Genomic DNA, 13,222 nt, shown 5'->3' with positions numbered 1-13,222 from the left:
TGATGCGGGCGGGGCCTTTCGCGGTCCCGCACCGTGATGTCAGCCCCGAAGGTACCATTCCCATTCCAGCGGCGTGACCTGCTGGTTGAACTTGGCGCGCTCCGCCCGCTTGGTGATGGCATAGGTGTCGACGAACGCCTGGCCCAGCCAATGCCGCAGCACGGGCGATCCCTGGAACAGATCCAGGGCCACGCCCCATTCGGTCGGCAGGTGCGGCGCGTCGGCGGCATAGGCGTTGCCTTCAAGCGCCGGCCCGGGATCGATCCTGCCATCCAGCCCGTGCAGCAGGCCGGCCAGCATGCCGGCCAGCACCAGATAGGGGTTCGCGTCGGCACCGGCGATACGGTATTCCACGCGGCGGCTGTCCGGCCCGCCGGCCGGAATGCGCAAGGGGGCGGTGCGGTTGTTGACGCCCCAGGCGATGACCGTCGGAGCATAGGACCCGGCCTGGAAGCGGCGCCAGCTATTGGCGCCGGGCGCCGCCAGCGCCATGCAGGCGGGCATCGTCTCCGCCATGCCGCCGATGGCGTGCGCCAGCAGGGGCGAGCCCTGCGGCGCCTCGGCGGCGAAAATATTCTGTCCCTCACGGTCCAGCACGCTCATATGGATATGCATGCCGCTGCTGGCCTGATCGCCATAGGGCTTGGCCATGAAGGTCGCCTCGTACCCGTGGCGCCGGGCCACGCCATGGACCACGCGCTTGAACAGCACGGCATCGTCGGCGGCGCGCAGGGCGTCGGGCCGGTGGGCCAGCGTGATCTCGTACTGGCCGGGGCCATATTCGGCAATGGCGGTCCCGGCGGGGATGCCCTGGGCCTGGGCCGCCGCCGTGATCTCGTCCAGCACCTCCTCGAAATCCTCCAACTCGGCCAGCCCATAGACCTGCGTGCGGTTCTGGATCAGGCCGCTGCGCCTGGACACGGGCGGCGACGGGCGCACACCCGCCGGCCGGTCACGGTCCAGCAGGTAGAATTCAAGCTCGATCGCCACCATGGGCGTCAGGCCGCGCCCCGCCAGTTCGCCGACCAGCCTTTCCACCAGCGCGCGCGGCGCATAGGGGAAGGGGGAGCCGTCCCCGTCGCGCATGGACAGCAGAACCTGGCCCATCGGCCGGGCGGCCCACGGCACCGGGGCCAATGTGCCAGCAACGGGAAGACAGACGCGGTCGGGCACGCCCTTCTCCACCGACATGCCGGTTTCCTCCACCGTGTCGCCGGTAATGTCGACGGCGAAGGTGCAGCCGGGGAATGCGACGCCGTCCTTCCAAACCTTGTCCAGTTCCGCCACGGGCACACGCTTGCCACGGAAGACCCCGCAGAGATCGGGCAGCAGCACATCGACGGCCGTCACGGCCGGATAGTGCTGCCGGAAAAGATCGATCTCGCGAAGCAGGTCGGCGCTGGCGGTCATTCCGGGGACGATCCCATGTTGGTTCAGACGGCTGCATGGCAGCAGGGGCGGACCGCGCTGTCAAGGCGGTGACGGGTCGGGGCGGGCTGACGGCTTGCGGCATCCTGCCTCCTGCGCGCATAAAGGAACGGTATTTCAGGCACGGGGCCGTCCGGCATGCTCAGAACCATCCGTTTCAAGCTGGCGGCGGCTTTCGCGGTGGCGGTCCTTGCCGCCGTGATCATCGGGGTCGTTGCTGTCCTGGTGGTGCGGTCAACCGGCGATTTAGTCATCCGCATGTATGATCAGCCGCTTCAGGCCATCAATTATGCCCGGCTGGCACAGACCGATTTCGTCATGCTGGACCTGATGGTCGATCGGGCTCTGAAATCCCCTGGAGGGTTGCCGGAGACCTTCCGCGAGGATCTGGAGATCAGCGACGAGAATTTCCTGGCCAGTCTGGCGGTTGCCGAGGAGCGCGGCCTCAACCCGGAGATCGGCCGATATGTCGCCCGCATCCGTGAACAGAACATTGCCTGGATCGAGGCCGTTCGCGGATTGATCGACATGCCCGGCGGCGCCAGTCGTGAGGATGCGATGCGGTCGATGGAGCGGCTGGGCATCGGCATCATCAACAATCTGGAGATTGTCACCCAGATGGCGGCGGAGGATGGGTATCGCTTCCGGCTGTCAGCGGAGGAGACGATCAGGGCGGCGGCCGATCGCACCAGCATGCTGATCGCGGTGCTGTTCACGCTGGTGGTCGGCATCACCATCGCCCTGATCCGCAATATCGTCACGCCCCTTGACCGTCTGACCCGCGCCACGATCCAACTGGCCGGCGGCGATATGGAGGTAACGGTTCCGCACATGGCGCGACGGGACGAGATCGGCCGGGTGGCCGGCGCGCTGGGCGTGTTCAAAGGTGCCATGGCCGTGGTGCGGGAGGCCCAGGAAAAGGCCGAGGCCGCCACCCGTGCCAAGTCCGAGTTCCTGGCCATGATGAGCCACGAAATCCGCACACCCATGAACGGCGTGCTGGGGCTGACGCGGCTGCTGTTGCGGTCGGGTCTTGACGAGGAGCAGACGAAACTGGCGTCGACGGTCCTGCTGTCTGGTCAATCGCTGCTGCGCATCCTCAACGACATCTTGGATTTCTCGAAACTGGAGGCCGGCAAGGCCGATATCGAGGTGCTGGATTTCGAATTGGCGTCACTGGTTGCCGGCACGACCATGCTGATGCGCAACCGGGCGGAGGAGAAGGGGCTCTGGCTGCAGGAAGAGGTGGAGGAGGGGCTGCCCCCCTATCTGAAGGGCGACCCCAACAGGCTGCGCCAGGTGATGCTGAACCTTGTGGGCAATGCCATCAAGTTCACCGAGGAGGGCGGCGTCACCTTGCGTGCCCTGATGCTGCCCGATGGCGCCCGCCTGCGGGTGGAGGTGGCCGACACCGGCATCGGCATATCGGAAGCGGCGCGCGCCAAGCTGTTCGGCAGCTTCGTGCAGGCGGACAGTTCCATTACACGGCGATTCGGGGGCACCGGCCTGGGCCTGGCGATCTGCAAGAAGCTTGTGGAGGCCATGGGCGGGACCATCGGCGTCGACAGCGTTTCCGGCCAGGGCAGTACATTCTGGTTTGAAATCCCTCTGGTGGAAGGCAACCCGGTCGCGGGTGACGCGACAGCCGGCTTCGACGACCATGTCGTGAGGCCGTTGCGTGTGTTGGTGGCCGATGACAATCCGGTTAATCGCAAGGTTCTGGCCGGCGCCCTGGCGGAACATGGACATGAGGTGCTGTTTGCCACGGACGGGGAACAGGCGGTCGCCGCCGTCCGCGACGCCGTTCCGGCGCTGGACCTTGTGCTGATGGACGTGCATATGCCCCGCATGGATGGGATGACCGCCACGCGCGCCATCCGCGCCCTGCCGGGGCCGGCGTCCGGCGTCGTGATCGTTGCCGCGACGGCCAGCGTGGGCACCAGCGGCATTCAGCGCTGCCTGGATGCTGGCATGAATGGGCATGTCGCCAAGCCGATCGATCCGGCCAATCTGTTCAAGGTGATCCATCGCCTGTTCCCAGATGGGACCGAAGCAGCCGGCCAGGAAGAGATGGCATCGTCGCCGCATGATGATAGGGCCGCAGAGGCGGGTGCCGTCTCCCTGCTGACGGGAACCGATCCGTTCGTGCCGGAAATGCTGACCGACATGGCAGACAGCATGGGGCCTGAGATGGTCCTGGATCTGATCGAGACCATCCTGTCGATCCTCCCGGAGGTGGAACCCGATCTGTTTCCCGCCAACGGCATGCCGGACCCCCAGCAGGTCGCGGAGGTAGCCCATTCCCTGAAATCCGCGGCGGGCAGCCTTGGAATGGCCGGGGTCTATCGAACGGCGTCGAAGGTGGAGCTTGCGGGGCACGGGGGCGATGTCCCGTCCCTGGCCGTGCTGCTGCCGGCACTGCGCCATGATCTTGACGAAGGGCTGATCTGGCTGCGCGGGCAGCGCGACCGCCTGCTATCGCTATCCCCGGTCCCCGCGGAAGATGGGACATGATCCGGTTGGATACGTTGACTTCATTTGCCGGTTGCGGCCTGATGCCTGACGGCCTGTTCCAAGATAACCTGATGCTGAACCGTGACCAAATACCCGGCTTCGAGAAACTGAGCGTGCTGCTGGTGGAGGATAATGTCTTTGCCCAGCGCCTGGCGCGTCAGGTGCTGATCCATCTGGGAATCCAGAACATCCATATCGTCAAGGACGGAAAGGCGGCTATCGAGGCGTTGGAAGACAGCGAATTGCGCTATGACCTGATCATCTCGGACTGGAACATGCCCAACGTGACGGGATTGCAGTTGCTTCAGCATGTTCGCAAGACGTGGGAGAACATGCCGTTCCTGATGCTGACGGGGAACCAGACGGCGGATTTCGTCCATGCCGCCCGCGCCAACAAGGTCGATGCCTATATCGTGAAGCCGTTTTCCCCCATGCAGTTGCGCCAGAAAATCTGCGCCATTTTCAACATCAAGCCATGATCGCCTGCCCTTACGGATAGGTGACAGGCGCTTTCATTCTTCTACCTTATCATGCGGCCGACAATGGCATTGGGCCGGAGTCGTGTGGGGAGGACGCAATGAACAGGGGACGGGCGATCATTCTGACCGCGCTGGCATGGGCCGGCATGGCAGTTCCGGTGCAGGCGCTGGAAATTGCAGGTCTTAATCAGCGCAATGAACTGCTGCTGTTTTCCGACACGTCGCCGGGTATGGTGAAAGTGCTGCCCGTGACAGGTGTGAAGGGCAAGCTGCTGGGCATCGACGTGCGTCCGGCCAATGGTGCGCTTTATGGGCTGGCCAGCGACAACCATCTCTATGCCATCGATCTGGCGACGGGGGCGGCCACGGCTGGGCCCAGGCTGTCGGTCGCGCTGACGGCCATCGACCATGTGGTGGTCGATTTCAATCCCCAGGCGGACCGTTTGCGTGTCATGGGATCGGACGGCCAAAATCTGCGCGTCAATGTGGAGACGGGAGCGGCGGCCGTGGACAAGCCGCTGGCCTACCACCCGAAGGACAAGGTCAATGCAGGCAAAAAGCCTGCCGTCTATGCCGGCGCCTATATCAATTCCTTCGCCGGGGCGACGCAGACGCAGCTTTTCGACGTCGATAGCGCCGCCGGAGCGTGGCTGTCGCAGGACCCGCCGAACGATGGCGTCCTGCGCACCATCGGACCGCTCGGCGTGCCGGCCGGCACGATCGTGGAAGGGGTGGATATCTTCACCGATGCCGAGGACGAATATCACGGGCGGGCCGTTGCCGGCGGCATCCTCTATGATCTGGACGTGCAGCGGGGCGCGATGAAGCGCATGGGGCGCATCGGGGATGGAAGCGATGTGATCGACATCGCCATCCTGGACAAGCGCTGATCGGACGGGGGCGGGTTGATGGTCGGTCGGCGCAACCGCGTCTTCGCGCTTGTCCCGTTGGTGGCCCTGGGCATGCTGACGGGATCCGGTGGCGCCCAGGCACCCATGGTGATCGCCCAGCGGGACATCGCTTTCGCTCCCCGGTCGGTCACCATCAAGGTGGGTGATCAGGTCATCTTCCGGAACGAGGATCCGTTCGGCCACAATGTCTATTCGCCCAGCATGAACGGCGTCTTTGATATCGGGCTGCAGGACCCCGACACGGAAACGCCGGTGACCTTCACCGCGCCGGGCGAGTTCATCATCCAGTGCCGTATCCATCCCAAGATGCGGGCAAAGGTGCTGGTGGAGCCATGATCACGCCACCGCCGGCCGCACCTTCCGCCACGGCAGGATGGTGATGACGATCCCGGCGAACAGCAGCGCCATGCCGGTCAGACGCATGGGGCCGAAGGTCTCGCCAAAAGCAAAATGGGCCGCCACGGTGCCGGTGACCGGCACCAGCAGGGAGAAGGGGGCCACCAGGCTGGCCTTGTATTCCCGCAGCAGCATGCCCCAGATGCCGAAACCGACCAGGGTGGACAGCACCACGATGTAGAGCAGGGCCAGCCCGGCCGTCCAGGTGACCCCCGTCAGCGCCGCGGCCACTCGTTCCGGCCCTTCGAACAGCAGCGACAGGGTGAACACGGGCAGGGGCGGCACGACCGACAGCCAGACCATCAGCGGCAGGGTGGGGCTGGGCGGCAATTGCCGCATCAGCACATTGCCCATCGCCCAGCTTGCCGCGGCCAGAAGGGTCAGCCCGAAGCCGATCCAGGTCACATCCAGGCCCACCGTGGTGGCCGTGACCAGAAGACCCACGCCGGCCACGCCGGCCCCCAGCAATTGCTGGGGCCGCGGCCGTTCCCCCAGCATGCCTGCCGCGATCAGCATGGTCATGAAGGCCTGGCATTGCAGCACGATGGAGGCCAGACCCGGTGCCATCCCCTGGTCGATACCCATGAACAGGAAGACGTAATGGCCCGTGAACAGGAAGGTCGATACGGTGGCAAGCTGCTTCCAGCCGATCCCCGCCGGTCGGGCGATGAACAGGGCGGGCAGTGCCGCCAGGGCAAAACGCAACGCCGTCAGCAGGATGGGCGGGAAGCCGGTCAGCGCCAGCTTGATGGAGACGAAATTGACGCCCCAGATGATGGCGACCAGAAAGGCGAGGGCGATGTGGCTGGGGCGCATGGCGGTCACGTCGGTTGTGGATTTTGCGATGGAGACACCGGACCCGGCCTTGCGGCAATGCAAAACATGTCGGCATGACAATCGGCTTGCCGGCAGCATCGCGCCATATACGCATCTGCATTGATCAGAACCTATGGTGCTGATCAATGTATCCCCGATGCCGGGCGCCGCCATCCGGCGGCTTTGGCTTACGCGCGCATGGGCGCGCAGCGCAGCTTGATATTACACTGTTTCCCGGTGAACTGTACTCACCGGGGACTGTAATTATGGATAGGGTGAAGGTTTTTCATCCGTTGCCGGCAGGAAACGCCGGCGGATTTCCATGAAAACGGGCAGTGCATCCTGGTTCAGCACATGCAGAATGGTCAGGAACTCCAGAACATCGACCCGGCGTTGCCCATTCTCATACGATGATATGAAAGATTGAGGCTTGCCCAGGCGTGATGCAAGTTCCTGTTGTGTCACATGCGCGCCTTTTCTGGCGCTCTCCAGGCATTCCCCGACCAGACAATGCTCTCGCGGCGCAATCCACACTGCCTTCCTCCGGGCGTCATGTTATCCGAGCGCTGATAAATCGAAAAATCCGATATTGAAAAAACCGATATTGCTCGGCAAAGTGGGGCCGATCAGCCTGGAGAAAGGCAAAACAAGTCTAAAATTGTTGATACTGGTGCCGGGGAACAGTGAACATCTGTAGGGGGTTTGTATGTTTCGTGTTGTCGATATACGGATAAGTGTCAGGATACTGGCAATAATCTCCGTTATGATCTTGCTGTCTGGTGTCATATTCTTCATTGGCCAACGAAACATGGCCCATGGAAACAGTGAATATTCTTCCCTTATCAAAGATGAGGTTGCCGTGATGGTCAATCTCGCCCGTACTAACCGGACGGTTATTGCGATCGGAAGGCATACATACAAGGCAGTGCTGCTGAGCGGTACGGAACATGTGGCGTCCGCCGCCCGTGATGCTGTTACCGATTTCAATCAGGCCGCCGCCGATTATGCTGAAATGCGCGCCCGCCTGCCGCGCTGGAGCCGGGATATCCAGGCGCTTGAACAGCAACTGGCAGGATTGCGAGCCGAATTCGACAAGATCATGCCCCTGGCCACGGCCGGCCGCGGTCAGGATGCCGAGGATCTGGTGATGCGGTCCTTCGATCCGCGGATGGAAGGGCTGCGTGACGCCAATATCGCGCTGACGGACAATATTCGTAAGGCGATAGACGATGGCGCTGCCGCTGCCGCCGCCAATGTCGATGCGGCCACCTATTCCATGCTGCTGGTGGCGGGGATCGGGTCGCTGCTGTCCGTTGCCCTGTCGCTCTATGTGGCGATCATCACCATCACGCGGCCGCTGGGTGCCGTGACCGACGCCATGGACAAGGTGGCCAGGGGTGATCTGGCCCTGTCCGTGCCGGGCCTGGACCGGGGGGACGAGGTCGGGCGGCTGGCAACGGGACTGGAGCAGTTCCGGCAGAACGCATTGGAGTCACGCCGCATGCGGGAGCAGATGGAGGAAGCGGAAAAGCAGGCCGCCGCGGACCGCCGCCGTGCCCTGCACCAGATGGCCGACCAGTTCGAAAGCAGCGTCTCCTCGGTGGTGTCGCAGGTGGCGTCGGCCGCCACGCAGCTTCAGGGCAATGCCCGCGACCTGTCGGGCATGGCGGAAACGACGCGCAACCAGACCGGCATGGTCGCGGCCTCCACCGGCCAGACCTCGGCCAATGTCCAGACCGTCGCCGCCTCGGCGGAGGAAATGACAGGGTCCATCGGCGAGATCACGCGGCAGGTCGGCTCGGCCGCCACCATCTCCCGCACGGCCACCGAAAGGGCGGAGGAAACCAACCGCACCATCCAGGCCCTGGCTTCGGAGGCCAATGCCATCGGGACCGTCGTGCAGTTGATCGCCGACATTGCCAGCCAGACCAACCTGCTGGCGCTGAACGCCACCATCGAGGCAGCCCGCGCCGGGGAAGCCGGCAAGGGTTTTGCCGTCGTGGCGTCGGAGGTGAAGTCGCTTGCCACGCAGACTGCCAAGGCCACGGACGACATCGCCTCCCGCATCGCCTCCATGCAGCAGGCCACCAACAGCGCGGTGTCGGCCACGGTGGAGGTGACGCACACGATCGGGGAGATCAACGAGATCGCCACGGCGATTGCGGCGGCGGTGGAGCAGCAGGACGCGGCCACGCGCGAAATCGCCCGCAATGTGCAGCAGGCGGCCGTCGGCACGCAGGAGATCGCCACCAACATCAGCGTTGTCGATGAGACGGCGCAGAATACGGGCCAGGCCGCGAACCAGTTGCTGGGCGCTGCCGGTGAATTGTCGCGGGAGGCCGACCGGCTGCGGGTGGAGGTCGACCGCTTCCTGGCAGAGGTGCGGGCGGCCTGACGGCATCCGGACGGGCGGCGCCTTTTGGGGGGTTGCCGCCTGTCGCGGGGCCGGGCACTCTGGCGCCTGACAGCGGGCCATCCGCCCGCGCCGGATGCCATTGCCAAGGAACGATCCCATGGACGCCCTATCCGCCACCGACTGGCAGGACCGCGCCGCGCGGCTGAGTTTCCGCACCCAGGCCTTCATCGACGGGGCCTTCGTGCCCGCCGCCAGCGGCAAGCAGTTCGACTGTATCAGCCCGCGGGACGGCAAGGTGCTGACGCGCGTCGCCGAATGCGACGTGCAGGATGTGGACCGTGCCGTCGCCGCCGCGCGGCGGGCCTTTGAAAGCGGCGTGTGGCGCGATGCCCACCCGCGCAAGCGCAAGGCCGTGCTGCTGAAGCTTGCCCGCCTGATCGAGGAGAATGCCGACGAGCTGGCCCTGCTGGAGACGCTGGACATGGGCAAGCCCATCCGCGACAGCCGGTCCATCGACGTGCCGCTGTCTGCCCGCTGCGTGCAGTATTACGCGGAGGCGATCGACAAGCTCTATGACCAGGTCGGTCCCAGCGGGCCCGATGCCATGTCGCTGATCCTGCGGGAGCCGCTGGGCGTGATCGGTGTCGTCGTGCCCTGGAACTTCCCCCTGATGATGGCGGTCTGGAAGCTGGCGCCGGCCCTGGCCACGGGCAATTCCGTCGTGCTGAAGCCGGCCGAGCAATCGCCGCTGACCGCCCTGCGCCTGGCCGAGCTGGCCGATGAGGCCGGCGTGCCGAAGGGGGTGCTGAATGTCGTGCCGGGCTTCGGGGAGACGGCGGGCCAGGCCATTGGCCGGCACATGGATGTGGACATGCTTGCCTTCACCGGATCGACGGAGGTGGGCAAATTTTTCATGCGCTATTCGGGGGAAAGCAACCTGAAGCGCGTGTCGCTGGAATGCGGCGGCAAGACGCCGCATATCATCATGCCGGATGCCGCCGACCTGGACAAGGCGGCGGCAAACGCCGCGGGTGGCATCTTCTTCAACCAGGGGGAGGTGTGCAATGCCGGCTCCCGCCTGCTGGTGCATGAAAGCATCAAGGACGAGTTCCTGGAGCGCGTCATCCACCATTCCCGGCGCTGGCAGCCCGGTGACCCGCTGGACCCGGCCACCACCATGGGCGCCATGGTTGATGCCCGCCAGCACGAGCGCGTTCTGTCCTACATCGCCAAGGGCACGGCGGAGGGGGCGGCGCTGCGCCTGGGCGGCAATGCGGCGCGCACCGATACGGGCGGCTTCTACATCGAGCCGACCCTGTTCGACGGCGTGGACAGTTCCATGACCATCGCGCGGGAGGAGATTTTCGGGCCCGTCCTGTCGACCCTCACCTTCAAGACCACGGAAGAGGCCTTTCGCATCGCCAATGACACGATCTATGGCCTGGCCTCGGCCATCTGGACCCGCGACATCTCCGTTGCCATGAAGGCCGCCCGCACAATCAAGGCCGGCAGCGTCTGGATCAACTGCTTCGATGCGGGTGATATCACGACGCCGTTCGGCGGTTTCAAACAGTCCGGCTTCGGCCGCGACAAGAGCCTGCATGCGATGGAGAAGTACACGGACTTGAAAAGCGTGTGGATCGACCTTTCATAACAGGCGGCGGGCCCTTCCGGCCGTCGTGCCGCCAATGACCTGTTGAACCGCGACCGATTTCCCGCTAGGTCAGAACATGAGATCGAGTTACCCAACCAGGAGTGCCGCCTTGCTCGTCAATCCGATGCGTCTTGAGGACGAAAAGCCGGGGTCCGATACCCAGGACGAAAAGGCGAAGACGCCGCCGAACGTGGCGCAGAACCTGTTCAAGGCCCGCACCATCCTGCTGTTCGGCGAGATCAACCAGAAGGTCGCTCAGGCCGTGACGGCCCAGCTTCTGGGGCTGGCCGCCGAGAATGACGAGCCGATCAAGCTCATCATCAACTCTCCCGGCGGGCACGTCGAATCCGGCGACACGATCCATGACATGATCCGCTTCGTGAAGCCGCGGGTCCTGGTGCTGGGCACGGGCTGGGTGGCCTCGGCCGGTGCGCACATCTTCCTGGGTGCCGCCAAGCAGGACCGGTTCTGCCTGCCCAACACGCGCTTCATGATCCACCAGCCGGCCGGCGGCGTGGGTGGCCCCGCTACCGACATCGCGATCGAAGCGAAGGAAATCATCAAGATGCGCAAGCGCATCAATGAAGAGATCGCGCGGGAGACGGGCCAGCCTGTGGAACGGGTTGCCGTCGATACCGACCGTAATTTCTGGATGTCGGCGGAAGAGGCCAGGGAATATGGCATCGTCAGCCACATCATCGAGAATGCGGACGCCTTCAGGTAGGGCCGGGCTACGGTGGTGACCTGAAATGGGGACGGGCCGTCCGGGTCCGCCCCCATTTTCATTTCCGGGTCAGGCACTTTCCGCGGCGGCCCCGGTCGCCTTGGCGGCGGCGTTCAACCGGCGGCGCTGGTTGGCCATTTCCAGGATGGCGGCCCGCACCTCCCCATGCTGGCGGGTGAACTGGTTGAAGTCGCGCCGGTCCAGCACCAGGAACTGGCAGTAATCCACGGCGGTGACGTCGGCATTGCGGCGGTTGCCGCTGAGCAGCGCCATCTCCCCGAAGAAGCTGCCGGTCTCCAGGCGGAAGGTGGTGCGGTCTGGCAACTGCACCTCCACGGCGCCGGAGGCGATGAAATACATGCTGTCGGCGCGGTCGCCATTGCGGATCACGCGGGCCCCCGGTGTCGCCGATCCCGGCCGGAACATCAGCAGCAGCCGGTCCAGTTCCGCCATGTCCAGTTGCGCCAGCACGGGGAAGGTTTCCACCAGCTTGCGAACCTGCAGGCTGTGAGCCTTTTCCCGTTCGGCCATCTTGTCGCGGACACGGTTGACCTCCTGCGTCAGTTTCCGGAACTTTTCCTGTCCATAGGATGATGCCTGTCCCCGCTGGGTCTTGCGTCTGACGGCCACCTTTTCCACCGCGGCGAAGACCAGGGGGTTCAAGGTGATGGACAGGAGCGCGCCGGCCAGCACCAGGTCGCGCCCTTCCTCGGGCAGGAGGCCCAGGGCCACGCCCATTCCCGCCAGGATGAAGGAGAACTCGCCGATCTGCGCCAGGCTGGCCGACACCATCAGGCCCGACGCGACGGGATAGCCCAGCAGCAGGACGATGCCGAACGCCACCAGGGACTTGCCGACGATGATGGTTAGCAACACGGCGGCGACAGCCAGCGGCTCCCGCAGCAGGATCGACGGGTCGAACAGCATGCCGACCGACACGAAGAAGATGACGGAAAAGGCGTCCTGCAGGGGCATGCTGTCGGCCGCGGCCTTATGGCTGAAACGGCTTTCGCTCAGCACGACACCCGCGAAGAAGGCGCCCAGCGCGAAGGACACGCCGAAGACATGGGCCGACCCGTAGGCGATGCCCAGGGCGGCGGCCAGGACGGCCAGCGTGAAGAGTTCCCGCGAGCCGGTGCGGGCCACCTGGGTCAGCAGCCACGGCACCACGCGCGGCCCCAGAAGCAGGGCCAGCGCGGCGAAGATGGCGACCTTGCCCAGCGTGATGGCCAGCGTCAGGGCCACGGACCCGTCCTGCACCCCGTCGCCCATGCCCTGTCCGCCCAGCAGGCCCGCCGTGGCCGGCAGCAGCACCAGCGCCACGACCATGGCCAGATCCTCCACGATCAGCCAGCCGACGGCCACCCGCCCGTTGGGCGTCTGCAGCAGGTTCCGCTCCTCGAGCGCTTTCAGCAGCACCACGGTGCTGGCCACCGACAGGCTGAGCCCCAGTACAAGCCCTGCGCCAAGGCCCCAGCCCCAGAACTCGGCCAGCCCTACCCCCATCAGGGTTGCGATGGCGATCTGAGCCACGGCACCCGGGATGGCGATGCCCTTCACGGCCATCAGGTCGGCCGTGGAGAAATGCAGGCCGACACCGAACATCAGCAGGATAACGCCCATTTCGGCCAGTTCGATGGCCAGGTCGCCATCGGCCACGAAACCCGGCGTGAAGGGGCCGACCAGCACCCCGGCCAGAAGATAGCCCACCAGGGGCGGCAACCTCAACCGGTCGGCTGCTAGGCCGAAGGCGAAGGCAAGAACGAAGGCGACCGACAATGTCACGAGAAGATTGGCTTCGTGCGGCACGCAAATATTCCTGCGGACGAAAGTGATTGGGCAGCAGTATGCGGGCTGGCGTCACGGCGGCCACGGAAAAAAGCCGGTGGCCGGCCTATATCTTGCGTATAGAGGATATCCGTGTGGCGATCCGGCACCATGTTC

General features: G+C 64.8%; 11 protein-coding genes. 7 read left to right on the top strand and 4 right to left on the bottom strand.

Going from position 1 to position 13,222, the window contains the following annotated elements; genetic code table 11:
- Nucleotides 1-39 precede the first annotated feature (39 nt).
- Nucleotides 40-1,410, bottom strand: coding sequence for a glutamine synthetase family protein (locus tag ACM9LZ_RS21145; protein ID WP_416621512.1), 1,371 nt, complete (start codon nt 1,408-1,410; stop codon nt 40-42).
- Nucleotides 1,411-1,566: 156 nt separating this feature from the next.
- Between ACM9LZ_RS21145 and ACM9LZ_RS21140 the strand changes: the two genes are divergently transcribed.
- The 4 genes from ACM9LZ_RS21140 (at nt 1,567) to ACM9LZ_RS21125 (ending at nt 5,668) form a co-directional block, all read left to right on the top strand.
- On the top strand, nt 1,567-3,942 hold the full coding sequence (locus tag ACM9LZ_RS21140) for an ATP-binding protein (protein WP_416621511.1): 2,376 nt from the start codon (nt 1,567-1,569) through the stop codon (nt 3,940-3,942).
- Between the two features lie 71 nt (nt 3,943-4,013).
- The gene (locus tag ACM9LZ_RS21135; protein ID WP_416621510.1) at nt 4,014-4,421 is read left to right on the top strand and encodes a response regulator; all 408 of its coding nucleotides are present in this window, start codon (nt 4,014-4,016) and stop codon (nt 4,419-4,421) included.
- Nucleotides 4,422-4,519: 98 nt separating this feature from the next.
- On the top strand, nt 4,520-5,311 hold the full coding sequence (locus ACM9LZ_RS21130) for a DUF4394 domain-containing protein (protein ID WP_416621509.1): 792 nt from the start codon (nt 4,520-4,522) through the stop codon (nt 5,309-5,311).
- Between the two features lie 18 nt (nt 5,312-5,329).
- A complete protein-coding gene (locus tag ACM9LZ_RS21125) occupies nt 5,330-5,668 on the top strand; it encodes a plastocyanin/azurin family copper-binding protein (RefSeq protein WP_416621508.1) in 339 nt (112 codons plus the stop codon).
- Here the strand turns inward: ACM9LZ_RS21125 and ACM9LZ_RS21120 are convergent, their stop codons facing one another.
- Both ACM9LZ_RS21120 and ACM9LZ_RS21115 read right to left on the bottom strand, forming a co-directional pair.
- On the bottom strand, nt 5,669-6,544 hold the full coding sequence (locus ACM9LZ_RS21120; protein ID WP_416621507.1) for an EamA family transporter: 876 nt from the start codon (nt 6,542-6,544) through the stop codon (nt 5,669-5,671). It lies immediately after the preceding gene.
- A gap of 264 nt (nt 6,545-6,808) precedes the next feature.
- Complete coding sequence (locus ACM9LZ_RS21115) at nt 6,809-7,078, bottom strand: helix-turn-helix domain-containing protein (protein WP_416621506.1); 270 nt, start codon at nt 7,076-7,078, stop codon at nt 6,809-6,811.
- A gap of 172 nt (nt 7,079-7,250) precedes the next feature.
- Here ACM9LZ_RS21115 and ACM9LZ_RS21110 point away from each other — a divergent pair, with 172 nt between their 5' ends.
- The 3 genes from ACM9LZ_RS21110 (at nt 7,251) to ACM9LZ_RS21100 (ending at nt 11,278) form a co-directional block, all read left to right on the top strand.
- A complete protein-coding gene (locus ACM9LZ_RS21110) occupies nt 7,251-8,939 on the top strand; it encodes a methyl-accepting chemotaxis protein (RefSeq protein ID WP_416621505.1) in 1,689 nt (562 codons plus the stop codon).
- Nucleotides 8,940-9,057: 118 nt separating this feature from the next.
- Entirely contained in the window at nt 9,058-10,554 is a 1,497-nt protein-coding gene (locus tag ACM9LZ_RS21105; protein ID WP_416621504.1) for an aldehyde dehydrogenase, read from the top strand.
- A gap of 109 nt (nt 10,555-10,663) precedes the next feature.
- On the top strand, nt 10,664-11,278 hold the full coding sequence (locus tag ACM9LZ_RS21100; RefSeq protein WP_416621503.1) for an ATP-dependent Clp protease proteolytic subunit: 615 nt from the start codon (nt 10,664-10,666) through the stop codon (nt 11,276-11,278).
- 69 nt (nt 11,279-11,347) lie between these two features.
- Here the strand turns inward: ACM9LZ_RS21100 and ACM9LZ_RS21095 are convergent, their stop codons facing one another.
- The gene (locus tag ACM9LZ_RS21095) at nt 11,348-13,087 is read right to left on the bottom strand and encodes a cation:proton antiporter domain-containing protein (RefSeq protein WP_416621502.1); all 1,740 of its coding nucleotides are present in this window, start codon (nt 13,085-13,087) and stop codon (nt 11,348-11,350) included.
- Nucleotides 13,088-13,222 lie beyond the last annotated feature (135 nt).

Origin of the sequence: Niveispirillum fermenti (genome assembly GCF_048066175.1) — a bacterium.
Taxonomy (GTDB): domain Bacteria; phylum Pseudomonadota; class Alphaproteobacteria; order Azospirillales; family Azospirillaceae; genus Niveispirillum; species Niveispirillum fermenti.
Note: the sequence above shows the minus strand (reverse complement) of the source record. Positions and strands in the feature narration are given on the sequence as shown.